Raw genomic sequence first — 25,430 nt, forward strand, 5'->3', positions numbered from 1 at the left:
CACAGGAAACAAGCGCTGCGTGAACGTAAACGTTTACATACCAGAGCCAGAAAAAGCCCGCCAGAGACGGGCTCGAGGAAAAGGGGACCCTTCCGCCGATGTCCTGGCGGAAGGGCCTGGGGAGAGCCATCAGAAGCTGTAGCGGGCGCCGATCTGGAAGCGGCGGGAGAGGTTTGGATCGGCCGACGTCAGCTTGCCGAACGTCGGGCTGTAGTAGTTCAGGTCGTAACCGTTGTCGTTGGGTACGTCGCGGTTGAAGACATTCATCACGTCCAGGCGAAGCTCCAGCGCCTGGTTCTCGCCCCAGCGGAATTCCTTGGCGATCGACAGATCCAGGTTCACGTACTTCTTGCCGTACTTGTCCCAGTGATAGAACGAGCAGTTGTAGTCGCAATTCGCGCTGCTCTTGAACACGTCGAAGGGCAGGCCCGAGCCATAGGTGAAGATGCCGGTCAGGCGCGTATCCCAAGGGCCGGTTACGATACCGTTGGCCACGAGGTGGTGCTTTTCGCCGACGTGGCCACCCGGATAGCCAGCAGGCGACACGTAGTCGAGCGAGTAGTTGTCGTTACCTTGCTGACGCGCGTCCTGATAGGTGTAAGCCAGGCCGACACCCCAGCCGGAGGCCTTGGTGTAGGGCTTGTCGATGCCGATCAGCACGCTGCTCGACTGCGTCTTCTTGTAGACGTTGTGCAGCACCACGCCATACGGGCTGCCGGGCAGGTTGTTCAGGACGAAACCCGGCGCCACAACGCGGTTCCACGCCCACGTGAACTGGTCATAGCCCAGCACGCGCGCCAGCGTCAGCGAGCCGGTCCAGTCGCCCCACACCTGGCGCACGCCCAGGCTGAACTGATCGGTGTGCGGCGGACGCGTCTTGTTGTTGACCGCATCGATTTCCGTGCCAAAGCCGGCCACGCCCTGCGCGATCAGGCCATCGAGGCCGGCCTTGGACAGATAAGCCGGGTTCCACGCGATCGTCCCGGCCTTGGTCGGATTGCCGTTGGCATCGGGCGGGCTGAAATAGAACGTGTAGTTGGGCACCGCTGCGTGGATGGCTTCCTGTGCGATCCAGTCGAACGGCGTGCGGTCGTAGTAGCGACCGGCACCGCCGAAGATCGTCGTGCTCTGGTCACCGTCGCCGCTGACGTCCAACGAGAAACCGAGGCGCGGCTGGATGGCGCCCTTGTACCCGGACCGGTTGTTGCCGTTGGAGATGTTGTTCTGCAGTCCCAGGTATTCCAGCGTCGGGATCTGCGCCGCAGGCGTCACGTAATCCTTGTTGAGTGCGTTGGTCTCGTAATCCCAGCGCAGGCCCAGGTTCAATTGCAGGCGCTGGGTGACATCCCAGTCATCCTGCACGTAGGCACCGAACTGGTTGGTGTGCAGGTTGGCGTTGGCGCCCAGCGGTGAATACACCGCGCGATACGGACTGTCGAAGCCGCCCGGATAGTTCGCGCCTTCCTGGTAGTAGAACGACGGCACGGCGTTGTTGTTCTGCTCCACCGTGATGCCATAGGCGGCGTACTTGATGCCCATTTTCACCGTGTGCTGGCCATGCCAGTTGAGGTCGGTGAAGGTGAGGTCATCGCGCAGCGTGCGCTGGTTCTGGCCCTTGTTCTGCATGTTCACGGCACCGCCGATCACGGCGATGTTGTTCTCGTAGGTCTGCTGCGGCACGTCCGGTTCGGCGGCGGAGGGATTCCACTTGGCCTGGCCCGCATCGAGCATCAGGTCGTTGGTCCAGCCGTCGCCGCGCGACTGCCATTTCACCAGCAGGTCGTCGACGCGGTTCTTTCGATCGGTGCGCGCGCTGTAGGTCGTTGCGCCGCCAAAGCCCAGCACCTCGTTGTCGCGACGGGTGGTCAGGCTCATGTCGACGTTGTTGTCCTGGTTCACCTGCCAGCTCAACTTGCCGAAGAACGTCTTCTCGTGGAACGGCGCCGGGAAGGTACCGTTGTATTGCGCGAAACGCGGGTCGCCGGTCTGGACGGTGTTGTTGCCCACGTCCTTGCGCTCGTCGTAGTTCACGAAGAAGGTCAGCGCATCTTTCAGCACCGGGCCGCCGAGCGAGAAGCCGCGCTGCTCACGACGGTAATCGGGTTTCTCGACGTTGTTCTTCTTGTCGAACGAGTCCTGGGAGATCATCGACTTGTTCTGGAAGTAGTCGTACACCGAACCATGGAATTCGTTGGTACCGGACTTGGTCACGGCAGTGATGATCGCCGTGCCGGCTTGTTCGTACTCGGCCTTGTAGTTCTGCGTAAGTACGCGGAATTCCTGCACGGCTTCCTGTGAAAACGGATTGCCGCGCGTGGAATCCTGGCCGGCCACGCCGCCCTTGAGCACGTTGTTCTTCAGGCTGGCGCCATCAATGAAAACGTTTACATTCTCAGCTGATTGACCGCCTGCGGAGAAGGTCTTCGAGTTGGGGTCGCGCGACACGGTGACGCCCGGCACGAGCTTGGCGAAATCAAGGAAGTTGCGCTCGTTCTGCGGCAGCGTATTGATCTGCGTCTGGCTGATGTTGGTGCCCACCTCGGACGTGCGCGTCTCGATCAGCGCAGCGCTTACCGTGACACCCTGCAGGTTCGCTGCATTCGCCTCGGCAGCCGACGGTGCGGCAGTGGGTTCGAGGTTGAGCGTGAGCGCCTGGCCAACCTGGACGGTCACATCGCGGCTCAGGCCCGTGCCTTTGGCTTCGATGCGGTAGTTGCCGGGCGGCAGGCTGGGCAGCGTGTAGTTGCCATTGGCGCCAACCTGCGCGCGAATGGTGAAGCCGTTTTTCAGGTTGGTCGCGACGACTTCGCTGGCCGTCTGGCCGGAAGGTGCGCCGACATGGCCGCGTATCGTCGCCGTGCTGTTCTGCGCGAAGCCGGCGGTCGGCAACAAGACGGCGGTAGTGAGCAGGCCGGCCAGGGCCAGCGAGATATGACGGGACAAAGCGTGTTTGCTTGCCATGGCACCCTCCCTCAAGGGTCGAACAAAAGTGGTGGTTTGGTCTGTTCTTATTGCCCGGAGCGCATCGGTTGCATGCGTTCCATCGAGAGCCGCATCCCCCTTGGACGCGCTCCGTATCCGGCTCAGTCCCTTGGCCGCTTTTGCTCAGCGCGGCGGCGCCGTCGAGGCGCGCACCATGAGTTCAGCGCTCACGCGCACATGCGTGCGTGGCGCGGGGTTGTCTTCGTGATCGTCAATCTGGGCGGTCAGTTGTTCGAGCGCTTCACGGCCCAGGTCGGCAATGCGCACGCGCACCGTCGTCAGCGCAGGACTCACGTAGCGCGCCATCGGCACGTCATCGAAACCTGCCACGGCGATGTCTTCGGGAATGCGCAGCCCCGCATCGCGAATGGCGGCCATGCAACCGATCGCCATCATGTCGTTGGCGGCGAACACCGCGTCGGGCCGTGGCGACATGGCGACCAGCGCCTGTCCTGAGCGATAGCCGGATTCTTCGTTGAAATCGCCCGGCAAGACGATGGGCACCATGGCCCGTTCGGTGAGCACGGCGTGGTACGCACGCTCGCGTTCGGCGACGTCGCGATTACTGGCCGGCCCCTGGATGAATGCGATGCGCTGATAACCCGCGTCCGCCAGGTGCTCCACCATCAGGCGTGCGCCGCCGGAGTTGTCGACCGAGAGCGCGGCGTAATCGTTGCCATCGATCAGGGTGTTCATCAGCACGGTGGGCAAGCCCGCTGGCAGGTTCTGGCGCAGGAAGGCCGCGTCGGCGTGGGGCGACATCACCAGCAGGCCGTCGACACGGCCCTGCATCGCGCGCAGCGCCGTCGCCGCTTCGGCGGCACCGTCATGCGAACTGGACACCAGCAGCTGCAGGCCATGCGTGCGCGCTGCCAGGTCGATGCCGCGAATCAGCTCGGAGAAGAACTCGCCATAAAGGTCGGGCAGCAGCGCGCCGATCGTATGGGTACGGCGGGTGATCAGGCTGCGGGCCGCGCCATGGGGGATGTAGCGCAGACGGGCGGCGACTTCGCGGATGCGCTCGAGGGTCTCGGCGGTGACACCGCCATGGCCGTTGAGGGCGCGGGAGACCGACGCCACCGACACCTTTGCCTCGCGCGCCACGTCTTTGATCGTTACGCCCACGCCTGCCGCTCCGGATGCGTGCGGAGAGATCCGCCCTCAATTCAACGTAAACGTTTTCATTGGCGTTTGTAAAGCTTTTGGAAATCAAAGGGTTTGCTGCGATGCAAAAACTTGCCGCGAGGGAGGAATCAGGCTCGACGGGCCGTGCGACAGCCCTTGACGGGCGCGACAGCCAGGGCTTGCGACGTGGATCGCATGACGCGATGCACCAATGGCACGGGAAATGCTGGTTAATTTTTAAGCAAATAGGCCGTTCGAAGGACTGGAAAAATGCATAAGTTCGGCGTTAAATGTCGGTTAATACAAGCGGTGCCCGGCGGATGTAGCCTTATCCTCCGACGTAGTCAAGAAACATCACATAATTCGTTGTTTTTACTTATATGAACGCCCTGATACTCGTCATAGCCTTTGGTCTGTTCGCCTTTGTCGCGACCGCAGTCAAGCGCGTGCCCGCCGGCCAGGTGTTCAGCGTCTACCGCCACGGCCGTCCCCGCGGCCTGCTTCAGCCCGGCACCCATTTCCTCTTGCCGGTGATCGACCGCGTCGGTCATCGCATCGACCTGGGTGGTCGCGTGCTGCGCTTCCAGGAGCCGGCCGGCAGCCACGACGTCCGTGGCACGGTGTACTGGCAGGTGCTGGAGCCCGAACGCGCCGATCCGGTGATCGAACAGGCTGACCAGCTGATCCGCGGTGGCGCCGTCGCCGCCCTGCGCGAACAGCCTGAAGTGAGCGACAGCGATCGTCGCGATCTTGGCGTGCGTTTGAAGGCGGCGATGAACCAGGCGCTGCGCGAGCGCGGCATGATGGTGACGCGCGTGGAGCTGGAAGTCGCCTGAGTCTTCGTATGCGCGAGGCCGCCCCAGAGCGCCCGCGAAACAAGGGGTATTCGGCCCGCTTCGGCGGGCTTTGTTTTTTGTGGGGGGACGCCTCGCTGCGCGAGGCGGTGAATTCGCCCGCTGTGCGGGCTGTGAACGGTGAACGGATCAAAGCGGCCAACCGTAGTGCTGCTGCTTTTACTGTTCCCCGTTCCCCGTTCCCCGTTCCCCGTTCCCCGTTCCCCGTTCACAGGCGGCGCCAGCCGCCGGCTTCACCCCTATAATTCCGCGCCCATCGATATCCTCAGCCTCCCATGACCGATCGCGCCCCTCTCCAACGCCTGCTCGAACAAGGCATCCAGGCTCTCGGCCTGACCCTGCCCGACGGCGCGGTGGAGCGCCTGCTCGATTATCAGGCCCTACTGGCGCGCTGGAACGCGACCTATAACCTCACGGCCGTGCGCGATCCGCAGGAAATGATCACCCGCCACCTCCTCGATTCGCTGGCGATCCTGCCCTACGTGCAGGGCCAGACCCTGGCCGATTTGGGTACCGGTCCTGGCTTGCCGGGCATCGTGCTGGCAATCGCGGCGCCCGGCAGGGATATCCTGTTGGTGGATTCGAACGGCAAGAAGGTGCGCTTCCTGCGCGAAGCGATCCGCTCGCTCAAGCTCGAAGGCGTCCGCGCCGTGCAGTCGCGCGTGGAAGAGGTGCAAGGCCAGTTCGACTGCGTAACCGCCCGCGCGTTCGCCACGCTGGAAGACATGCTCGGCTGGGGTGGCCACCTGCTGGCGCCCGACGGCATTTGGCTGGCGATGAAGGGCCGGCAGCCCGACGACGAGTTCGGCGGCATCCCGGAGGGCTTTGCCGTACGCCAAGTGGCTGATCTGAAAGTGCCCGGATTGGACGCGGAGCGTCACCTGGTGGTGTTGGGTCGCGCCTGAGTTGCGGCGGTGCCGCACGGAAATCGGCGATTTTTGATGTCGGTCGGGCCTCGACGCGAAGGGCAATCTCCAAAACTGTGAGCTTCGTCGGCCTGGGTGTGCGGGGTCTCCCCACACGTCCTCCCGCGTCTGAACGCCCACCCAACCGGCCCCGGCTGTTACTCTAGCCCCCCTTTCCAACCATCGACCACGACGATTCCATGGCACGCATCATCGCTGTCGCCAATCAGAAGGGCGGCGTCGGCAAGACCACGACCGCCGTCAATCTCGCCGCAGCACTCGCTGCCGCGAAGCGCCGCGTCTTGCTGATCGATCTCGATCCGCAGGGCAACGCGACCATGGCGTCGGGCGTGGACAAGCGCGTTGCCAAGCCCAACGGCTGCGAAGTGCTGCTCGACGAAGCGCCGCTGCACAAGGCCATCGTCACCACCGAAGCGCATTACGACCTGCTGCCGGGCAATGGTGATCTGACGGCCGCCGAGCTCAAGCTGATGGACGCCATTGCGCGCGAAAGCCGGCTCAAGGAACAGCTGGCCAAGGTGGATGACAAGTACGACACGATCCTGATCGACTGTCCGCCGACCCTGCACCTGCTCACGCTCAACGCGTTGACTGCGGCGCATGGCCTGCTGATTCCCGTGCAGTGCGAGTACTTCGCCCTGGAAGGCCTGTCGAGCCTGCTCGACACGGTCAAGGCCGTGCGCCAGCGCCTGAATCCAAACCTCGAGATCGAAGGCCTGCTGCGCACCATGTACGACGTGCGCAACAACCTCGGCAACGAAGTGTCGGCGCAGCTCACCCAGCATTTCGGCGACAAGGTGCTGCGCTCGATCATTCCGCGCAATGTGCGCCTGGCTGAAGCGCCCAGCCACGGCCAGCCCATTCATCTCTACGACCGCAGTTCGCGTGGCGCCATCGCCTACATCGGCCTCGCCGGCGAGATCATCCGCCGCGAGCGCGGCATGGCGGCCGGGCAGGCGCACGATGCGTTGCCGGTGCCGCTGCATGACGACAGCGACAGCGAAGCGGCCTACGACGCCGCTGACATTCATCAGGAGTAAGCATGGCCGCAGCGAAGAAACGAGGCCTCGGACGCGGGCTCGATGCCCTGCTTGGCGGCGGTGACGAGGGTGCTCCCTCGGTGATCGAACAGGAAGGCGAGCTGCGCATGCTCCCCATCCAGTACATCAAGCCGGGCCAGTACCAGCCGCGCCGTCACTGGAACGACGAAGCCCTCGACGAACTCGCCGCGTCCATCAAGGCCCAGGGCCTGATCCAGCCGGTTGTCGTCCGCGCACTCGGCCACAACAGCTACGAGCTCATCGCCGGCGAACGTCGCTGGCGCGCCGCGCAGCGCGCGCAGATGAGCGAGATCCCCGCCCTGGTCAAGGACGTGCCCGAAGTGGCCGTGCCGGCCATGGCTCTGATCGAGAACATCCAGCGCCAGGACCTCACCCCGCTGGAAGAAGCCGACGCGCTCAAGCGCCTGATCGACGACTTCGACCTCACGCACCAGCAGGCCGCCGATGCCGTCGGCCGCTCACGTGCCGCCGTGTCGAACCTGCTGCGCCTGACCGAGCTGCCGAATTCCATCAAGAAGCTCCTCGACGAAGGCAAGCTGGAAATGGGCCACGCCCGTTGCCTGCTCACCTTGCCCGAGCGCGATGCCGAAGGCCTCGCACTCGAAGCCGCGCGCAACGGCTGGAGCGTGCGCGAACTCGAAGAAGCCGCTCGTCGTGCGCAGACTGAGCCCAAAGGCAAGGCCAAGGGCGCGCCCGCGCGCGATCCCAACATCGCCGATCTCGAACGCCAGCTGGCGGAACGTTTCGCCACGCGCGTGGAGCTCGCGCATGGTCGCGGTGGCCGCGGCAAGCTCGTGATTCACTATCACAGCAACGACGAGCTGGAAGGGATCCTCGGAAAGATTCGCTGAGGCGGGTTTTCCGGGCGTCTTATCGTCACCGTCGCGCTTCGGGCGCCGACCGGCCTGCGGCAAAAGGACGACGGTGAGGGTGGGTTAGGGCAAGGGGCTGCGGCAACCGTCATGCCTTTCAGCCCACCTCCCGCACTCACCGAATCCTCAATACGACGCGACCGCCACAATCCCCTGCCGCTTCTGCGGCAGCGCGATCTCGACGTGCATGTTCGGCCGCGTGAGCGGCATGACATCCATCACCGTCTGCACCGCGCGCTTCCATCCCACGCGGGACCGTTGGTAAGTCGGCACCCGCTTCGCCTTGGCCACCACGAAATCCGGGGACAGCAAGCCAAAGTAGCGTTTCACTTCGCCAAGGCTGTACTCCTTCCAGTGGTGCGCATAGTTGCCCACCCCGATGACGTCCTCCACGGGGAGGCCGCCGCCGCGACCGGCAAGAAAACGAAGCGGTCGCCACGCCCTGCCGCGCCAGGAGTAGTAGTTGGGCGTGGTCACGATGATCCGGCCACCAGGCGCCAGGATGCGATAGATCTGTTTCCAGAACGCGATCGGGTTGAAGGTGATGTGCTCCAGGATCTCGGTGAAGAGCACGACGTCCGCCGAGTCATCCGGCAGAGCCGACAAGTCGGTCGCCGAGCCCAGGTCCGCACAACCGAGCAACCGGATGTTCGCCGCGCTGGCGGCCCTGCGGACGTTTTCTTCAAGGAACAGCGCCGGAAATTCCACCGCAGTGATGGCATACCCGCCGCGGCTCCAGATCAACGCCTGGTGCAGCCAGTGAGCGCCGATATCGAGGACGCGGCGCCCACCCTTCCAGTCGCCGTCGAATTCGTGGAACGTCTTCCTGAATCGTTCGAAGTGGTCGGAGAAATAGACCTCCGGCGTGCCTCCGTGTTCGCGGAAAAACGCCAGACACTCCTCTCGGGATACTTCCATGGCCATTCAGTCCTGGAGGCGTCCCCGCCTCATTCCGGGCAGGCATTTAACGACATCCGACAGAATCGTGGAACCAGCGGATCGACGATTCCGATGGATGAGTGACCATCCCGGCGACGTGGCCGGGCGTGGCCCCGGGCGCCCGGGGAAACCCGGTCAGGTCGCCATTCAACCCATCCCCGCGCCATCCCCGCTAGAATGCGCCCCCAAGGCGCATCGCCTCCCTTTTAGCAAGCAAAGGCCTCCCCCATGCCACAGCTCTCCGTCGTCGTGCCGGTGTTCAACGAGCGCGACAACATCCCTCCGCTCCTGGCCGAGATCGCCGGTGCCCTGCGCGGCAAGGTGGATTTCGAGATCGTGTACGTGGACGACGACTCCAGTGACGACAGCCGCCAGGTGCTGGGCAACGAGAAGGCGAAGTACCCCGAGCTGCGCGTGATCCATCACGTGAGCCGCAGCGGCCAGAGTACGGCGGTGTGGAATGGCGTGCGTGCAGCGAAGGGCACGTGGATCGCCACGCTCGATGGTGATGGCCAGAACGATCCGGCCGATATCCCCAAGCTGCTGGCCGCGCGTGATACCGCCGGTCCGCGCGTGCGCCTGTTCGCCGGCTGGCGCACGACGCGCCGCGACAGTTTCAACAAGCGCATCTCCTCGAAGATCGCCAACGCGGTGCGTTCGCGCATGCTCAAGGACGCCACCCCGGACACCGGCTGCGGCCTGAAGCTGTTCGAGCGCGACGTGTTCCTGCGCCTGCCGTATTTCGACCACATGCATCGCTACCTGCCGGCGCTGGTCAAGCGCGCCGGGTACGAAAGTCAGAGCGTGCCGGTCGGCCATCGCCCGCGCACCGCCGGTACCTCCAAGTACGGCATGCTTGATCGCCTGTGGGTGGGTATCGCCGACCTGCGTGGCGTGGCATGGCTCATGCGCCGTGGCAAGGTCACGGAAGTCGAAGAGCTCTGACGCCGGCCATCCCCACGCTTCGTTGACGCACTGCGGCCTACGGTAGAAGACCGCCCACCGTCCGGCGTCGCCCATGAGCATCCAGATCAAGCGTGTCTACGAGCCCGCAGCCAAGAACGACGGCTATCGCGTGCTGGTGGATCGCTTGTGGCCGCGCGGTTTAAAGAAGGAAGACGCCGCGCTCGATGCATGGGCCAAGGAAGTGGCGCCGTCCACCGCGCTGCGCCATTGGTTCAACCACGATCCCACGCGTTGGGACGTGTTCCGCCATCGCTATGCCACCGAGCTGGACAAGCACGCCGAGTTCTGGCGCCCGTTGGCCGAGCACGCCTCGCGCCACCGGGTCACCCTGCTCTACGGCGCCAAGGACGAGGACCACAACAACGCCATCGCGTTGAAGACCTACCTCGAAGACTGGCTCAAAGGGCACGGCCCTCATTGATGTGGTGCAGCGGTTGCCATTGTTCGAGCACCGTACGCGCACGCTCGCGCCCCAGCTCGATCAGTTCACGCGCACGATAGAACTCGTACGCCATGGAAATATTGCGCGGTAGCTGGATCAGCAGGTCCGGTGCATAGGCGGCCAGGCGAAGGCGCGCCAGATTGGCCTGCATCAGGTCCATCGATTGCGTCAGCAGATCGAGCATGCCGAGGTCGCGCACCTTGGGCTCGGACTCATGCGCTTCGCTGTGCGGCATCAGGCGACCGACGAACTCACTGATGCGATGCGCATAGCCCTGGGAAACCTCCGCGGGTGCCGCGGCCGTGGTTTCCGGCGCGCTTACCGCGATCGGGCCATCGACGCTGACGGCGAACAGATAGTCCGCCGGCTCGCGGATCAGCGGCGTCACCGGCACCGGATTGAGCAACCCGCCGTCGACCAGCAGGCGACCGTCCATGCTGTAGGGGCGAAATACCGTCGGAATGGCGATCGAGGCGCGAATGGCGTCGAACAGCGAACCGCGCGTCAACCACACCTCGCGTTCGCGCTCCAGGTCCGTGGCCACCGCCGTGTAGGCCAGCGGAAGTTCTTCGATCAGGCGGTCGCCAATCAGCTCCCGCATGGTGCCGATGATGCGCTCGCCCTTGATCAGGCCACCGCCGGAAAAGGTCCAGTCGACCAGTTTGAGCACATCCATTTTCGCCAGCGCCGACACCCAGTCCCGATAGGCATCCAGCTTGCCCGTCGCGTAGACGCCGCCGATCAGCGCACCCATCGACGTGCCCGCGATCGCGGTGATCTCGTAACCCTGCCGGAGGATTTCCTCGATGGCGCCGATGTGAGCCAGCCCTTTCGCGCCGCCGCCGCCGAGGGCGAGGGCGACGGTGGGCTTGCGCGGGACAGAAGCGGTTTCGCTCGGAAGCGTGGCAACGGACATAAGGACGAGGAAGGCCTGGAGTCAGAGGGCGGCGCGAACGCCAGTGCGTGGACCGGCGATGTCGGACCGGCCCAGCATACCGTTTCTGGCCCATGCCACCGGCCACCCCCTGCACCGGCCCTTCGTTCGGACCGGCTCCGGTCCCGCCTTATTTCGGCGGCTGCTGATAACCGCCAAGCGCCAGCTGCAGCTGGATCTTGGTCTCCTCGCGCAGTGACAGCGGCGCCACGATCTCCGCATCCGGGCCGTACTTGAGCACGTCCATCAGCAGTTCCTTGGAGTTGGAATACGGCACCTGCAGCTCGTAGCGACCGTCGGGCAGCCACTCGCCCTTCTGCTGCGAATGCCAGTGCTCGTCGGCGACCCAGCGCGCGGCATGCTGGGAGAAGCGGATGGTCGCCCAGGCCTTGGGCTTGCCGGCGAAGATGCCGTAGCTGGAGGCGAGCATGTCATTGAGTTCGGCCTCGGGCACGTCACGGGCCGGCGCATCCAGCGCTGTCGGATCGGCGATGCGATCGACCGCGAAACTGCGCAGCGCCTCGCGATCGTGGTCCCACACGTCCAGGTACCAGTTGTCGCGGTAATGGGTCAGGCGTTGGGGCGAGACCGTGCGCATGCTGTCGGAATTGGTGGTGCGGGCGCGGTAGCGGAAGCGGATCTGGCGGCGCTCAAGCACGGCGCCGGCGACGATGCGGAAGACCTGCTGATCAAGCTTGCGCTCTCCCCAGGCAATCACGCGAATGCGCTCGATCGGCAAAGCCTTGCCGCTGCCCTGGTCGGACAGCAGGTGCTCGATGCGCGCCTTGAAGGGTGCCAGCGCCCCGGCCAGCACGCCCGGGCCGCTGCGGCCGATCAGTTCGTTGAGCGCCAGCAAGGCGGCCAGTTCGTCCGAGGTCAGCCAAAGGCCGGGCAACTCGAAGCGTTCGCCTTCGCCCGCCGCGTAGCGGAAGGCGGCGTGGTCGCCACCCGCGCTTTCGATCGGGGCGCCCAGGGCGTCGCGCAGGAACGCCACATCGCGATAGAGCGTGGCGCGCGAGCACTCCAGCTCATCCATCAGGCGAGGAAGGGGCACGGGATAGTGCGCCGACTTCAGCAGGCGATGCAGGGTAAGAATACGTTCGTAACGGTCCATGGCGACACTGCCGACGCTGAAAACCGACCTAGGATGCGCACCGCCTGTCGTTGCCGCAAGTACGCTTTTGGCACGGCTGGTGGGGACGGAAAGACACTGATCGCCAACCATCTCGCTACGCACGTGAAAGCTAAGGCAAAACCCAGTTGAACGGACACTCAATTCACGCGGCCGGTGCTTGCAAGGACGTCAGCGGGGAACGATCTTCCTTATGCGATGGTCATTCCATGGCGGCCGCCCGAAGCTAAGTAATCCCCTGCAAGGAATGGCAGAGCTCACGTACATGCCGGCAAATCCCCCTACGCCCGCCCCGGTTCGACCCCGGTCTTCACGGCACCAGGCACTGTTCATGGCCACGCGCATGTTGGCCATGAGCGGTTATGGACTGTGGGTTTGGCTCGGCCTGGGGCTTGCGGTGGGCGTATTTCCGGCCGGCCGCGGCGATACGCTGGTGCCGCTGGCCTGGGGTGGTGCGCTGATTGGGTTGGGGCCTTTGCTGGCCTGCCTCCCCTGGATTGGCCTGCCCGAATGGCTGGGTTGGCGCTTTGGTCGGCACAGTCGCCCTACCGCAGAAGGCCTCATCGCCCTGGCGGCCTTTCTGCCGATGATGGCGGTCGCCGGGCTCGCCCGCGGCGACAACCTGTTCTGGGCCACCCGTCTTTCGGGAGGCGCGCTCGCCGCGCTTAGCCTGGTCACCCTGGTCTACGCGATGCGTCTCCCGCGAACGTCGGTTCGCGGATGGGGTCCGGTCTTCGCCGCCTCGGCTGGTCGCATGGTTGCCGCGCTCTATTCGGGCGGGCTGTGGTTGTTTGCCATGGCCCAGGGAGGCGAAGACGCACCCGGGCTCTGGATCGCCCTGGTCCAGTTGGTGACCGTGGTCGCCGGCGTCCTGGACGCCATACGGTGGCGTGCGCTGTGGCGCTCGAAAGTGTCGACAACATCGGCGAAAAGACGCCAAACGCGGGCGCGACACATGCTTTCCGGCCTGCTTGTCTATGTCCTTCCCGGCGTGGTCCTGTTGCTGACGCCCTGGGGTGTCGGCCACACCTGGCTGGCCACCCTGGCTGCCGTGGGATGCGTCCTAGGGAAGAGTCTTGATCAAGACCTGTATCATAGGAGCCTGGCGCGCGCGGACTCTCATCTCAGTCCAGCCTGAGTGGCTTTGCAAAGCCATTCGCCTCGATCCAAAACCCCCGATTCATTACAAGTTCAAGCCTTTCCGTTAAGGTTGGGGCTTACATTTGCTTAACGAAATGCGGATAAATCCCATGAGAAAGATTCTCTTTACCGGCCTCGTGGTTGCCGGTTTCGCCAGTTTTGGCGTTCACGCCCAGGACGCGTCGACCTCGACGTCCGACAGCAGCAATGCCGCCAGCAACGGTGGCTGGAGCGGTTCGGGCGAGTTCGGCTTCGCCTCCGCCCGCGGTAACTCGCGCACTGAAAACGCCAACGCCAAGCTCGGCCTGAACCAGGAAAACGAGCTGTGGAAGAACAACTTCTTCCTCAACGGCGTGCGCTCGAAGGGCGACACGACCATCGTCGATTCCAACGGCCAGGAAATCAAAAAGCTCACCACCACCGCCAACCGTTACGACACGGGCGCCTCGGTGGGTTACAAGCTCGACCCGCGCAGCTACATCGTCGGCGCCGCCCGTTACGAGCATGACGACTTCGGCGCCAACCTGTGGCAGGGCATCGTGTCGATCGGTTACGGCTACGTGGCCCTGAAGACCGAGCGCACGGAGCTGTCGTTCGAAGCCGGCCCCGGTTACAAGCGCTACCGCCCCGCCAACACCGACGTGGTCGACCCGGTAACCGGCGTAAATACCGAAGTGCGCCAGCCGACCGAAAGCGAAGTCGTCGGCCGTGGCCTGATCAACTACAAGTACCGCCTCACCGACAACACGGCACTGGAAGACACGCTGCTGGTCGAAGCGGGCTCGAAGAACCAGTATTACCAGAACGACATCGGCCTCTCGGTCAGCATGACCAAGAAGATGGCGCTCAAGCTTGGCTACCAGGTCCGCTACAACAGCGACACGCAGCCGGGCACGAAGAACACCGATACGTTGATGACGACGAACCTGGTGTACAACTTCTGAGTGGTCAGGGCCGCTGCGCGGCCCTGAGGGGGGGCGCCCCGCTTTGCGGGGCTGTAAACGGTAAACAGTAAGAGCAGGGTCGGGCAAATGTTCGCCCGCTCTTACCGTTTACCGTTCACAGCGCCAAAGGCGCGACCCACCCGGGCGCGTCAGCGCCCGACTCCCTTCACGTAAGTATCGAACAGCTCATCGATGCGACGGTATTCGTCGAACCACGAATCCGGATGCACGAAGCCGTGTCGCTCCATCGGGTACAGCGACATCCAGAAGTTCTTCTTGTGCAGTTCGATGAAGCGCTGGTACAGGCGGATGGAGTCGCTGGCCAGCACGTTGTCGTCGATCAGGCCGTGCTGGATGATCAGCGCGTCCTGCAACTTGTCGGCGTATTCGATCGGCGAGCTGGCGGCGTAAGCCTCCGGGTCGAGTTGCGGATCGTTGAGGATGTTGGAGGTGTATTCGTGGTTGTAGGTGGTCCAGTCCGTCACCGGACGCAGGGCCGAGCCCGCCGCGAATTCGCCCGGTGCGCGCAGCAGCGCCATCAGCGTCATGAAGCCGCCGTAGCTGCCACCGTAGATGCCCACGCGCTTCGGATCGACGCCGTGGTTCTTCACCAGCCACGCCTTGCCGTCCAGCAGGTCTTCCAGTTCCGGATGACCCATCTGGCGATAGATCGCCGTGCGCCAGTCGCGGCCGTAGCCTTCGGAGGCGCGGTAGTCCATGTCGAGCACGACATAGCCCTTCTGCACCAGCAAGTTGTGGAACATCTGCTCGCGGAAGTAGTTGGACCAGCCCAGCGTGACGTTCTGCAGGTAACCCGCGCCGTGCACGAAGATCACCGCCGGACGCGACGCCGCCGCGCCCGCATCGGCCGGGCCGTAGTACTTCGCCCAGATCGTGCCCGCGCCGTGGCTGGACGCCACCGGCACCATCTGCGGCGCGATCCACTGGCGCGCGGTGAAGGCGCTCTTCATGGTGTTGGTCAGGTCACGCGACGCGCCACCTGAGGCATCCTGCACCGCCAGCTGCGGCAGCACGTAAGGCGACGAATGGAGCACGCCCAGCTGCTTGCCATCAGGCGAAAGCACGAAATCGTCCATGCCCTGGAACTGCGTGACACGCGTGAGCTGGCCACCGTTGGCCGGTACGCGATACACGTCATAGCTGTACGGTGCGGCCTGGTTGGTGCGCACATAGAACCACTGGCCATCCTCGCTCAACACCGGGTGGCTCGTCTCGAACTTGCCCTCGGTGAGCGCGCGCGCCTTGCCGCCGGCCGGCTTCACGTACAGATGCGACCAGCCGCTTTCCTCGCTCATGTACCAGAGCGTGCGGTTGTCGTGCAGGAAACCGAAGTCGTTGAAGTTCCAGTTGATCCACGCCTTGTCGGTGAGGCGGTGCTGGGTAACCAGCTGGTGATTGCCGAAGTCGACCGTCGCGATCCAGCGATCCTTGTTGTCGATCGCGCGCAGCTGCACGGCCACGTTCTGGCCGTCGTCGCTCCACACGATGCCACCGCCACCGCCGTCATCCGCATCGGAAATGATGCGCACGGCGCGCAGGTCCGGCGCCTTCAGTGCCTTGGCCTGGTCGGCCTGGCCATCCTTCTCCAGCGACGCGATGGTGCGCGCGCGGATGTCCTTCAGCGGATCGTCCTTGATGCCCGGCAGCGCATCGGTCTTCAGCGGATACGACTTGCGGCCCGCCAGGTCCACCAGCATCAGCGACTGTGGCGCCGGATCGTTGCGACCGACGTAGACGCGCGTCGACTGCTGCTCGGAGTAGCCGGATTCGGTGACGAAATGCGTGACTTCCGGTGCCTTGCCGGCCTTGCGGTCCTTCGGCTGCGTGACCACCAGCATCCAGCGGCCATCGGGCGACAATTCGGTGTCGACGAGCTGGCCGACATCGCCAAGCCACAAGGTCTTGGGCGCACGCGAGGGATCAGCCGCCGCGAGCGCTTCGTCATTGGCACGCTGGGCGTCTTTGTCGGACTTGAGCTTACGCAGCGTGCTGAACAGGCGCAGCTGTTCGTCGCTCAGTGCGCTGGACGGCTTGGCCTGCGGGTCGTCAGCGAGCTGGAGCACGGCCGCTGGCGCGGTGATGCCGCTGGCGATGTCATGCACGAACCACTGGTTGCCCTGGCGGAACTGCAGGCTGGCGCCATCGGCGGAAAAACGCGGCGAGGACTCGGCTTCCGGCGTGCGCGTGATCTGCGTGCGTCGGCCCGTACCCACGTCGACGAGGAACACGTCGCCGTGGGCCACGAAGGCGGCCTTGCGATGGCTGCGATCGAAAACCGCGCGACCGTCGGCCTGCGCCACGGCGGCCGGATCGAGCTTGCTGGCCTGGCCGCTGGCGACATCGACGCGATACAGATCGCGCACCTTGCTGCCTTCGCGCTTGAGTGAGTAGTACAGGCTGCGCCCGTCGATGCTCCAGTACGGCGACTCCACCGCGGTGCCGATCCACTCGGGATTGGCCATGATCGTTTCCATGTCCAGGCGGGCGGGCGACGTCTGTGCCTGGGCGGCGGGTGCGGCGGCGAGCGCGGCCAGCACGGCGAAGAACAAGGGGCGCATCGGGTGCTCCGAACATCCAAACCGGGCAGCATAACCAAGACGGGCCCGCCCGCAAGCGCCAAGGGTGGGATGGTCCTGTGCCCCTGGCGCGCCCTAAGCTGCCTGATCCCAGCAGTGCCGCATCGCCAAGGAGGCATCGTGCGTTACGCGCCGCAGCGCCCACTTTCGACTCCCCGCGGAACTTTCCCCGAACGCATTCCGTCTTCTCCCGGGTAGACCGATCCGATCGTCGTGCGTTCTTGCTCCCCTTCCGACGCCGCCTCCAGCGTCCCTGATCTTCCTTAGCCTGGCCTCCTGCATGCTCCTGCCTTGCGTCGAACACGAAACCGGTCCTCACCCCACCCACAGCGTGATCTGGCTGCACGGGCTGGGCGCCGACGGACACGATTTCGGGCCCATCGTCCCGGAGCTGGTGGCGCCCCCATGGCCGGCCCTGCGCTTCGTGTTTCCCCATGCTCCGGTGCGACCAGTGACATTGAACGGCGGCATGCCCATGCGCGCCTGGTTCGATATCTCGGGCGTCGACCTGGTTTCCCGGCCCGATGAGGCCGGCATGCGCGCCTCCATCGCCGCCGTCGAGGCCCTGATCGCGCGCGAAAACGAGCGTGGCGTGCCGGACGAGCGCATCCTGCTGGCCGGTTTCTCCCAGGGCGGGGCCATCGTCCTGTCCGGCGGCCTGCGCCATCCGCGCAAGCTCGCCGGCATCGTGGCCCTGTCCACTTACCTGCCCATGCAAGACAGCTTCGCCGCCGAACGCCACGCCGCCAACGCCGATACCCCGATCTTCTGGGGCCACGGCACGGCCGATCCCATCGTGCCGCTGACACGCGGCGTGCAGGCGCGCGACGTCCTGCAGTCATTCGGCTACCGCGTTGACTGGCACACCTATCCGATGCCGCATTCGGTGAGCGGTGAAGAGGTGGGGGATCTGCGGACGTGGATGGGTGCGCGCTTTGCGCGCAGGTGAGGTCGCGCCTTTGGCGCTGTGAACGGTGAACAGTAAGAGCGGGCCTGGACGACCGGGTGCCTGCCTTTCCGTTTACCGTTAACAGCTCCGCGCAGCGGGCGGCCTCACAGGCGGCGTCAGCCGCCGGATTCACCGTCAGGGCATACTGCGGCCCATGCCGCCCCGCCGCCCCGCCAATCCCAACCCGCTGCCCGACTTCTGCAGCCTGCCCGTGCTGTTCGCGTTGCTGATCGTCGCGGCGCTCACGGTGACGGTGATGTGGCTGGCGCCGGACAGCAGTCGCGGCTGGCGCGGGTACAGCATGGGCATGCTGTTCGCGCAGTGGATGGCGCTCGTGATCGGCGTGGGTCTGTGCAAGTTGCGGCCCGCGCTCGACCGCCTGCCGGGACGGTGGCCTTACGGCACGGTGTGGTTGCTGATGGTGCTGGTGGTGGCCATGGCCAGTGGCATGGCCGCATGGATGAACACGGCGCTGGACATGAGCCTGATCGGATCCGGTGCCACGGTCTTCGTGCGTGACAACACCATCATCGCCGCACTGCTCGGTGCCGCCATGCTGCGCTACTTCTACGTGGTGGCGCAGTGGCAGGCGCGACTCGCCGCCGTGGCGCACGCGCAAGTGGAAGCCTTGCAGGCGCGCATTCGCCCCCACTTCCTCTTCAACAGCATGAATACGGTTGCCGCGCTGGTGCGCGTTGACCCCGACGCGGCCGAACGCACGGTTGAAGACCTGTCCGAACTCTTTCGCGCCGCACTCGGGCAACACGATTCGCATGACGGCACGCTCGCCGACGAATGGCACCTGGTCGATCGCTATCTCGCCATCGAGCACCTGCGGCTGGGCGACCGCCTGCGCGTCGAGCGCGACCTCGACGCCCTGCCCGGCGATTTTCCGTTGCCGCGCCTGCTCCTGCAGCCGCTGGTCGAGAACGCCGTCCGCCATGGCATCCAGCCCTCGCGCACGGGCGGCGATGTGTTCCTTCGCGGACGCCGCGGCAAGGGGCATATCGAAATCGAGATCGACAATCCGCTGCCCGAAGCGCCCTCGAACGGCGGCACGGGCCATGGCCTGACCAACGTGCGCCAGCGCGTGGCACTGCGCTACGGCCCGCGTGCGCAGGTGAACGCGGGCCCGCGAGGTGATCGATTCGTGGTGCAACTGATCCTGCCGGAACAAACCGATGCGCGTACTGATCGTTGACGACGAACCCCTCGCCCGCCTTCGCCTCGCCACCTTGCTGCGCGAATGCGAGGACGTCGAGGTGGTCGGCCAGGTAGGCGATGGCGATGCGGCGCTTGATGCCCTCGGCACCGTGCATCCGGATGTGTTGCTGCTCGACATCAATATGCCTGGCATCAACGGCACCACAGTGGCGCAGCGCCTGTCCGGTCGCACCCGGCCTCAGGTGATTTTTTGCACGGCGTATGAAGCGCACGCCGTGCATGCCTTTGAACTGGGCGCGGTGGACTACCTGCTCAAACCCGTCCGCATGGAGCGGCTTCGCGATGCCCTCGCCCGCGCCCGCCAGCGCATCGCCGCGACGCCACGCGAAGTCACCAGTTACCTCAGCGGCCGCTTGCGCGGCGAGCAGGTGCGCATCGCGCTGGATGAAGTGGTCTGCCTGCTGGCCGACGAAAAGTACGTTGTCGTCCAGCATCGCGGCGGTGAGTTGCTGCTCGAGGAATCACTGCGCCACCTCGAAGAGGCGTATCCCGATCAGCTCGTGCGCCTGCACCGTAACTGCCTGGTGCCGCAGCAACGCCTGGTGGGCCTCAAGACCCTGGCCGACGGTCGCGTGCTGGCGCGACTGGGCGGGTCGGAGTTCACGCCCGAAGTGAGCCGGCGCAATCTGCCTGCGTTGAGGAAGCTGCTGCGCATGGGGTGAGGGGCGCTTGCGCGCCCGGTGGTGTCGCGCCTGTGGCGCTGTGAGCGGTAAACAGTAAACGGTAAGAGCGAAGCGCGAGGCTACCTAGCCCGGCTCTTACTGTTCACCGTTCACAGCCCGCGCAGCGGGCGGATTCACAGGGCGCGCAGCGCCCGGCCTTACCGCTTCAAGAATTCCGCGGCGCCTTGTGCGAAGAGCGCATCGGCCACGCGACGTCCCAGCGCATGCGCTTCATCGCTGCGCGCCTCGCCTTCGGCATGCAGCAGGCGGCCGCTGGTGGCGTCACCCACCGACCCGCGCAGGTGCAGGCCATGCTCCGTGACCACGCACCATGCACCCACCGGCACCGTGCAGCTGCCGCCCAGGGCCTGGTTCATGGCGCGCTCGGCGGTGACGGCCAGGCGGGTTTCCGCGTCGTCGAGCGCCGCGAGAAGCTCGAGCACGTCCGGCTGGTCGGCGCGTGCTTCGATGGCGATGGCGGCCTGGCCCGGGGCCGGCAGCCATTCGGGGGCGGTGAGGCGGCTGCGGATGCGGTCAGCCAGGCCCAGGCGCTCCAGGCCCGCGCAGGCCAGCAGGATGGCGTCGTAGTGGCCGGCGTCCAGTTTGGACAGGCGCGTGCCGACATTGCCACGCAGATCCAGCAGGGTCAGGTCCGGGCGAAGCGCGCGCAGCTGCGCCTGGCGGCGCAGCGACGAGGTGCCGACGCGAGCGCCCAGCGGCAGGTCGGCGAGGGTCGCGACATCACGGCTGACAAAGGCGTCCGCGGCGTCGGCGCGCGGCAGGATCGCCGGCAGGGTAAAGCCCGGTTCCAGTTCGGCGGGGACGTCCTTGAGCGAATGCACGGCCAGGTCGGCGCGACCCTCCAGCATCGCCACTTCGAGCTCCTTGAGGAACAGGCCCTTGCCGCCGATGGTGGCCAGCGGCTTGTCCAGGATCTCGTCGCCGCGCGTGGACATCGGCACCAGTTCGACCACCAGACGCGGATGGGCGAGGCGCAGTTCGGCGGCCACGTGTTCGGCCTGCCACAAGGCAAGGGCGCTCTTGCGGGTGGCGATGCGCAGGACGGAAGGAGTCATCGGGAATCTCGGAACGGTGCCGTTTCCGGCAGGAAAGGGCGCCATTGTCGCCGAATCGGACGCGGATGACAGGTCGGCGGCCTGCTGCGTGTGGTCGCAGCCTTACGCGAACCTGACACTGGCGGAGCGCGCCGGCCCGGAACTAGGATGGCGCCGGGGTGAGGATTCGCCACGGAGTGTCGTCATGAAGACCGTAGCTCGTGCATTGCTTGCAAGTTTGTCCCTGGGATTGGCCATGATGGCGACGGCCCAGGAAACCACCACGCCGCCGCCACGCTTCGCCGTGGTGATGCCCGACGGCAAGCCTTACAGCGACGTCGACTGGTCGGCGCGCCTGTATCCGGAAGCCGGCAATGGCTCGAGGCCTGCGTTCATGCTGATTTCGCCGCACCTCAGCCCGGTGCCGCGCCTCACCTACGAAGGTTGGCGGGCTGCCATCACCAACCATGCCAAGTCCGCCGAACGCAATTTCGGTCGCGCCCTGCGCATCTCACCCAACGACCGGCACCTGCTGTGGGCATATGGCTGGTCGCAACTGAATCTCGACAACCCGGCGCTCGCGATGGCCGCTTTCCAGCGCAATCTGGCGCTGCGTCCCGGCACCCGTCCGCAGTGGTTGCCCATGGCCATGGCCCTGACTTACACCGCCGTGGGTGAGCGTGACGCTGCTGTCGCCTGGTATCGCGCCGCCGCGCAGAGTGATCCCGAGCGCTGGGGTACCGACAACCGCGTGCTCCTGACCACCGTGGAGTGGACGCCGAAGGAGCGCGCACTGGTCAAGCAGTTGCTGCACGATGCCTCGCAGGGCTCCGCGCCCGAGCCCACGCATCTGGCACAACGCTGATCGACATCGAAGGGCGCCGCGAGGCGCCCTTCTTTCGTACGGCATTACTTACCGTGGCGAACGAAATCGGCGATCGCGTCCGCCAGGCCCGCATGCAGCGGAAGATCCGGATTGCCGTAGGTGCCGATGTTCGCGGCGCGCTCACTCGGCGCGTCCTTCCACACATGGTTCATGCCTTCCATCGGCACTAGCGTCACGCCTGCGCGTGCGCCAGCGAGACGTTTTGCGTCCTCCATGGACGTCTGCAGGTCCGTCGTGCCCTGCACGACGAGCACCGGCTGCTTGCTCTTCTTCAGCACCTCCGACGGATCGTAGGAGAACATGCTGATCAGGAAATCCTGCACCGCCGGTCGGAAAAGCGGCTGCAGCGGTGCGGGAAAGGCTGACGTATCGACGTGCTTGCCCGCACGCAGATCGGCAATCGCGCCAAGCGCCTGCGGCAGGATCGGCGCATTGGCGGGGTTCGACTTGAGCTGTTCGATCATCACGTCGGCGATGTTGCGACCGGCGCCCGATGCCAGCACCAAACCGCAGATGTGCGGGTCGTGCGCCGCTGCCACGACGGCGACCAGCGCACCCTCGCTGTGGCCCAGCACCCAGATGCAGCGTTGGCCGGTGCGCTCGCGCTGCGCCGACACCCAGGCCGACACATCCGCCGCGTAGTCGTCGATGGTGACCTTGTTGGGGTCGAAGCCTTCGATCTGGCTGCCGAACAGGCCGCGCTTGTCGACGCGAACACTGGCGATGCCTTTGGCGGACAAAGCCTCGGCGAGTAGGCGATAAGGCGCCGCCTTGATGCCGAGCGGGCTGTTGCCATCGCGATCGGTCGGTCCGGAGCCCGGAATGATCAGTACGACGGGTGCATCTTTCGACGGCGGTGACTCGAGCGTGCCGTGCAAGGTGCCCGCCGGTCCCTTGGCTGTCACTTCGGTGCCGGCATGCGTGTTGGCGGCAAGACTGGTCATGAGCAAAACTCCGAGCAGATATTTCATCCGCGTTCCTCAAGCATCATGGGGGAGCGCCTCAGGCGCATATCCTTCGACGCGACTACCTTCCGCGACCCGACTCCGACATTCGATACCGTGACGACCTACCACTATCGCCTGCTCAACGTTTTCGCCGAATCCACCTTCGGTGGCAATCCGCTTTGTGTGATCGAGGACGCCCGCGGCATGGACGACGCGACCATGCACGCCCTCACCGTCCAGTTCAATCTGTCCGAAACCACCTTCGTGCTGCCCTCGGAGCACGCGCACGCCCGTGTCCGGATTTTTACCCCCGGCTACGAAATGCGCTTCGCCGGTCACCCCGCCCTGGGCACCGCGCACGTGGTGCGCGCGCTCACGGGCGCAGGTGATGACCTGTCGCTGGAGTTCAACGCGGGCGTGGTGCCATTGCGCGCCGAGGGCGATGTATGGCGTTTCGCGGCGCCAGGTGGTGCAGCACCGAAGATCGACCCGGTCGACGTGCCGCCAGCGGACATAGCAGCACTTTTCGGCCTCGATGCCGACGACCTGCTCGACGCGCCGCAATGGGTCGACACCGGCGCCCATCAGCTGCTGGTGCCGCTGCGTTCGGTCGAAGCCGTGCGCAAGGCGCAGCCCAACGCCGCCTTGCTCGATCGCTGGCCGCTCAATAGCCTCTCGCGCCGCACGGCGTATCTGTTCGCATGCGATGCCGAGCGCCCCAATACCATTGTCACCCGTTACTTCCTCGTGCGCCCCGAAGGCGGCGTCGCCGAAGACCCCGGCACCGGCTCAGCGTGCGCGAACCTGGGCGGCTGGTGGCGCGGGCAGGGCAAAGACGTACCCGTGCACCTGCACGTTGAACAAGGCGATGCCATCGGCCGACCGTCCCGGTTGCAGCTTTGGGTCGACGCCGAAGGTGTTTATGTGGGCGGGCGGGTGATTGAGTTGGGGCGGGGTGCGGTCACCCTTTGATACGGGTTCGCAGGTTCGTTCTCACGCCCTCTCCGCAAAATACCGTCCCGGCGACACGCCAAAACTCCGCCGGAACATCGCCACAAACGCACTCACGCTCGCGTAGCCCAGCGCATCGGCCACCGTCGCCACGGCTTCACCGAGGGCCAGTCGCTCCAGCGCACGCGTCAGCCGTGCCTGCTGGCGCCATTGCGTGAAACTGCTGCCGGTTTGCGCGCGGAACAGGCGTGACACGGTGCGCGGTGATACGCCGGCCCAGTCGGCCCAGGCTTCGAGCGAACGCACGTCGTCGGGATGCTCGAGCACCGCGTGCGCGATGCGTTGGAGGCGCCGGTCATTGGGCATGTTCAGATGCAGCGGTTCGTGCGGTGCGTGGCGCATCTCGTCCATCAGCACGGCGATTACGCGCTCCTGCTCGGCGGTCAGCTCGTCTTCGGCCGACCAGGACGACGCGCGATGCACCAGTGCGCGCATCAGGTCGTTGGCGTTGAGGATGCACGTGTCTTCGGGCAAGCCGTTGGCGGCATGCGGCGAGACGTAGACGCCCCAACCGCTGCTCGCCTCCGCAATGCGCACGGTGTGCATGACGCCCGGTGGCAACCAGCCCACGCGGTGCGGCGGCAGCGTCCATGCGCCGTCGTGCGTGCGCACGCTGATCAGGCCTTTCTCGAGATAGAAGAACTGCCCGCGCACGTGGCGATGCCATTCGGATTCGCCGGCCGACATGGCGTCGTCCTGCTTGTTCACCACGAAGGCAATCAGGGCCGGGCCATCCGCGCGCTCCAGGCGTCGGAAGTAGTCGTCGGGGGTCATCTGGGGGCCGTGCGCGTGTCCCATGGCGTGAACTCGACAGAAATTGGCGTACTAACGCTATCACGCCAGACAAGACTGATCTTAGGATTTCGTCTTGCTCGCTACCCCGGCGAGCCGTTCCACGACTCCGCCGAGCGGTTGTCACATTTGCGCCAGGCCGGACGTCCTCCAGAAAAGCAGGAGACCAAGATGTCGTACCGCGACGTGTCGTCCACCGCCCTGGACGCCGCCGAAGCTCTGACTCGCTTCGTCGTCCACGCACAACTGATGCTTGACCCCCTCACTCCCGAAGACATGCGCCGGGAGATCGAACCCCAGCTGCTGAGCGTCCTCCCGACCCTCAAAGCCCTCGGCGTCTTCGAGCTGTTTGCCGTGCGCGACCCCGCCCTGCGCAACCTGATCGACGACGAACTGACTCAGCGAAGCCTGAGACTGGCGGAAGAACTGGCTTAGAACTGAACATTTGACCCGGCAGACGTTGCCGTCCATATATTTGCCTTGACAAATATCTGTACGGCAATAGAATGCGCGTCCATGATTGATACATCCGCCCTGAGTAGTCCTAAGGAAAGCATCGGCGTCCTGCTGGGACTGGTGCGCGCCGAACTGGTGCGCGCGATCGAAAACGAGATCGCCACCAAGGGCATGGACCTGAAGTACACGCAGTTCCTGATCCTCAAGCGGCTCTCGTACATGGGCCCGATGTCGGCCACCGAGCTGTCGCGCGCGGTGGAACTGGATGCCGGCGCCATGACGCGCCAGCTCGACCAGCTCGAACGCAAGGGTTACCTGCGCCGCCGTCCGCACGAACAGGACCGACGCGCCCTGCGCATCGAACTGACCGAAGCCGGCGTGACGCTCACGCACCAGCTCATCGGCTGCAGCGAGTTCGTCATGGATGCCGCACAGCACACGCTCAGCGAAACCGAGCGCGAACAACTGCACGACTACCTGGGGCGCGTACTCAAGGCGCTCCGCAACAAGTAACTGACTCTCTCATCTTCGGAA

The 25,430-nt window shown here is 65.2% G+C and carries 24 protein-coding genes; 15 read left to right on the forward strand and 9 right to left on the reverse strand.

Annotation, left to right across the window (positions count from 1 at the left end; all coding sequences use genetic code 11):
* Positions 1-129 precede the first annotated feature (129 nt).
* The gene (locus tag EYV96_RS18140; protein ID WP_131153006.1) at positions 130-2,961 is read right to left on the reverse strand and encodes a TonB-dependent receptor; all 2,832 of its coding nucleotides are present in this window, start codon (positions 2,959-2,961) and stop codon (positions 130-132) included.
* 144 nt (positions 2,962-3,105) lie between these two features.
* Positions 3,106-4,107 (reverse strand): LacI family DNA-binding transcriptional regulator, encoded by a 1,002-nt coding sequence (locus tag EYV96_RS18145; RefSeq protein WP_131153007.1) that lies wholly within the window; start codon positions 4,105-4,107, stop codon positions 3,106-3,108.
* A 380-nt stretch (positions 4,108-4,487) separates the two neighbouring features.
* On the opposite strand from EYV96_RS18145, the gene EYV96_RS18150 reads away from it, so the two are divergent.
* The 4 genes from EYV96_RS18150 (at position 4,488) to EYV96_RS18165 (ending at position 7,799) form a co-directional block, all read left to right on the forward strand.
* Positions 4,488-4,943: an SPFH domain-containing protein gene (locus tag EYV96_RS18150; protein ID WP_131153008.1), complete on the forward strand. Its 456-nt coding sequence runs from the start codon at positions 4,488-4,490 to the stop codon at positions 4,941-4,943.
* A gap of 293 nt (positions 4,944-5,236) precedes the next feature.
* Positions 5,237-5,866 (forward strand): 16S rRNA (guanine(527)-N(7))-methyltransferase RsmG, encoded by a 630-nt coding sequence (gene rsmG, locus EYV96_RS18155; protein WP_131153009.1) that lies wholly within the window; start codon positions 5,237-5,239, stop codon positions 5,864-5,866.
* A 200-nt stretch (positions 5,867-6,066) separates the two neighbouring features.
* Positions 6,067-6,927 carry a ParA family protein gene (locus EYV96_RS18160; RefSeq protein WP_131153010.1) on the forward strand — a complete coding sequence of 287 codons (861 nt, stop codon included), beginning with the start codon at positions 6,067-6,069 and terminating at the stop codon, positions 6,925-6,927.
* Between the two features lie 2 nt (positions 6,928-6,929).
* Positions 6,930-7,799, forward strand: coding sequence for a ParB/RepB/Spo0J family partition protein (locus tag EYV96_RS18165; RefSeq protein WP_131153011.1), 870 nt, complete (start codon positions 6,930-6,932; stop codon positions 7,797-7,799).
* A gap of 147 nt (positions 7,800-7,946) precedes the next feature.
* Here EYV96_RS18165 and EYV96_RS18170 read toward each other — a convergent pair whose 3' ends face one another.
* A complete protein-coding gene (locus tag EYV96_RS18170; protein WP_131153012.1) occupies positions 7,947-8,744 on the reverse strand; it encodes a class I SAM-dependent methyltransferase in 798 nt (265 codons plus the stop codon).
* Positions 8,745-8,987: 243 nt separating this feature from the next.
* On the opposite strand from EYV96_RS18170, the gene EYV96_RS18175 reads away from it, so the two are divergent.
* Complete coding sequence (locus EYV96_RS18175; protein WP_131153013.1) at positions 8,988-9,704, forward strand: glycosyltransferase; 717 nt, start codon at positions 8,988-8,990, stop codon at positions 9,702-9,704.
* Positions 9,705-9,777: 73 nt separating this feature from the next.
* Positions 9,778-10,146: a DUF488 domain-containing protein gene (locus EYV96_RS18180; RefSeq protein ID WP_131153014.1), complete on the forward strand. Its 369-nt coding sequence runs from the start codon at positions 9,778-9,780 to the stop codon at positions 10,144-10,146.
* Here EYV96_RS18180 and EYV96_RS18185 read toward each other — a convergent pair.
* Positions 10,124-11,083 (reverse strand): patatin-like phospholipase family protein, encoded by a 960-nt coding sequence (locus EYV96_RS18185; protein WP_131153015.1) that lies wholly within the window; start codon positions 11,081-11,083, stop codon positions 10,124-10,126. The genes EYV96_RS18180 and EYV96_RS18185 overlap by 23 nt on opposite strands.
* Positions 11,084-11,231: 148 nt before the next feature.
* Positions 11,232-12,215 (reverse strand): helix-turn-helix transcriptional regulator, encoded by a 984-nt coding sequence (locus EYV96_RS18190; RefSeq protein WP_131153016.1) that lies wholly within the window; start codon positions 12,213-12,215, stop codon positions 11,232-11,234.
* Positions 12,216-12,564: 349 nt separating this feature from the next.
* Here EYV96_RS18190 and EYV96_RS18195 point away from each other — a divergent pair, with 349 nt between their 5' ends.
* Positions 12,565-13,371 (forward strand): hypothetical protein, encoded by an 807-nt coding sequence (locus tag EYV96_RS18195; protein ID WP_131153017.1) that lies wholly within the window; start codon positions 12,565-12,567, stop codon positions 13,369-13,371.
* Positions 13,372-13,483: 112 nt separating this feature from the next.
* Positions 13,484-14,317 (forward strand): DUF481 domain-containing protein, encoded by an 834-nt coding sequence (locus EYV96_RS18200; protein WP_131153018.1) that lies wholly within the window; start codon positions 13,484-13,486, stop codon positions 14,315-14,317.
* 149 nt (positions 14,318-14,466) lie between these two features.
* Here EYV96_RS18200 and EYV96_RS18205 read toward each other — a convergent pair whose 3' ends face one another.
* Positions 14,467-16,896 carry a S9 family peptidase gene (locus EYV96_RS18205; protein ID WP_131153019.1) on the reverse strand — a complete coding sequence of 810 codons (2,430 nt, stop codon included), beginning with the start codon at positions 16,894-16,896 and terminating at the stop codon, positions 14,467-14,469.
* Between the two features lie 298 nt (positions 16,897-17,194).
* On the opposite strand from EYV96_RS18205, the gene EYV96_RS18210 reads away from it, so the two are divergent.
* From EYV96_RS18210 to EYV96_RS18220, 3 genes are all read left to right on the forward strand, one after another.
* Positions 17,195-17,863 carry an alpha/beta hydrolase gene (locus EYV96_RS18210; RefSeq protein WP_131153020.1) on the forward strand — a complete coding sequence of 223 codons (669 nt, stop codon included), beginning with the start codon at positions 17,195-17,197 and terminating at the stop codon, positions 17,861-17,863.
* 154 nt (positions 17,864-18,017) lie between these two features.
* Positions 18,018-19,064 carry a sensor histidine kinase gene (locus tag EYV96_RS18215; protein ID WP_131153021.1) on the forward strand — a complete coding sequence of 349 codons (1,047 nt, stop codon included), beginning with the start codon at positions 18,018-18,020 and terminating at the stop codon, positions 19,062-19,064.
* A complete protein-coding gene (locus EYV96_RS18220; RefSeq protein ID WP_131153022.1) occupies positions 19,045-19,749 on the forward strand; it encodes a LytR/AlgR family response regulator transcription factor in 705 nt (234 codons plus the stop codon). The genes EYV96_RS18215 and EYV96_RS18220 overlap by 20 nt, the downstream gene beginning before the upstream one ends.
* Before the next feature lie 158 nt (positions 19,750-19,907).
* Here EYV96_RS18220 and hemC read toward each other — a convergent pair whose 3' ends face one another.
* Positions 19,908-20,825, reverse strand: a complete 918-nt coding sequence (hemC, locus tag EYV96_RS18225) for a hydroxymethylbilane synthase (RefSeq protein ID WP_131153023.1) — start codon at positions 20,823-20,825, stop codon at positions 19,908-19,910.
* Positions 20,826-21,009: 184 nt separating this feature from the next.
* Between hemC and EYV96_RS18230 the strand changes: the two genes are divergently transcribed.
* Positions 21,010-21,669, forward strand: coding sequence for a tetratricopeptide repeat protein (locus EYV96_RS18230; protein WP_131153024.1), 660 nt, complete (start codon positions 21,010-21,012; stop codon positions 21,667-21,669).
* Between the two features lie 44 nt (positions 21,670-21,713).
* Here the strand turns inward: EYV96_RS18230 and EYV96_RS18235 are convergent, their stop codons facing one another.
* The gene (locus tag EYV96_RS18235) at positions 21,714-22,634 is read right to left on the reverse strand and encodes an alpha/beta hydrolase (RefSeq protein WP_205746207.1); all 921 of its coding nucleotides are present in this window, start codon (positions 22,632-22,634) and stop codon (positions 21,714-21,716) included.
* Between the two features lie 117 nt (positions 22,635-22,751).
* On the opposite strand from EYV96_RS18235, the gene EYV96_RS18240 reads away from it, so the two are divergent.
* Positions 22,752-23,609 carry a PhzF family phenazine biosynthesis protein gene (locus tag EYV96_RS18240; protein ID WP_131153026.1) on the forward strand — a complete coding sequence of 286 codons (858 nt, stop codon included), beginning with the start codon at positions 22,752-22,754 and terminating at the stop codon, positions 23,607-23,609.
* A gap of 21 nt (positions 23,610-23,630) precedes the next feature.
* Here the strand turns inward: EYV96_RS18240 and EYV96_RS18245 are convergent, their stop codons facing one another.
* Positions 23,631-24,446 (reverse strand): AraC family transcriptional regulator, encoded by an 816-nt coding sequence (locus tag EYV96_RS18245; protein ID WP_240732651.1) that lies wholly within the window; start codon positions 24,444-24,446, stop codon positions 23,631-23,633.
* Between the two features lie 165 nt (positions 24,447-24,611).
* On the opposite strand from EYV96_RS18245, the gene EYV96_RS18250 reads away from it, so the two are divergent.
* Positions 24,612-24,875: a hypothetical protein gene (locus EYV96_RS18250; RefSeq protein WP_131153027.1), complete on the forward strand. Its 264-nt coding sequence runs from the start codon at positions 24,612-24,614 to the stop codon at positions 24,873-24,875.
* 81 nt (positions 24,876-24,956) lie between these two features.
* Positions 24,957-25,409: a MarR family winged helix-turn-helix transcriptional regulator gene (locus EYV96_RS18255; RefSeq protein ID WP_131153028.1), complete on the forward strand. Its 453-nt coding sequence runs from the start codon at positions 24,957-24,959 to the stop codon at positions 25,407-25,409.
* Positions 25,410-25,430: the final 21 nt, after the last annotated feature.

This window comes from Dyella terrae (assembly GCF_004322705.1).
GTDB classification, from domain to species: domain Bacteria; phylum Pseudomonadota; class Gammaproteobacteria; order Xanthomonadales; family Rhodanobacteraceae; genus Dyella_D; species Dyella_D terrae.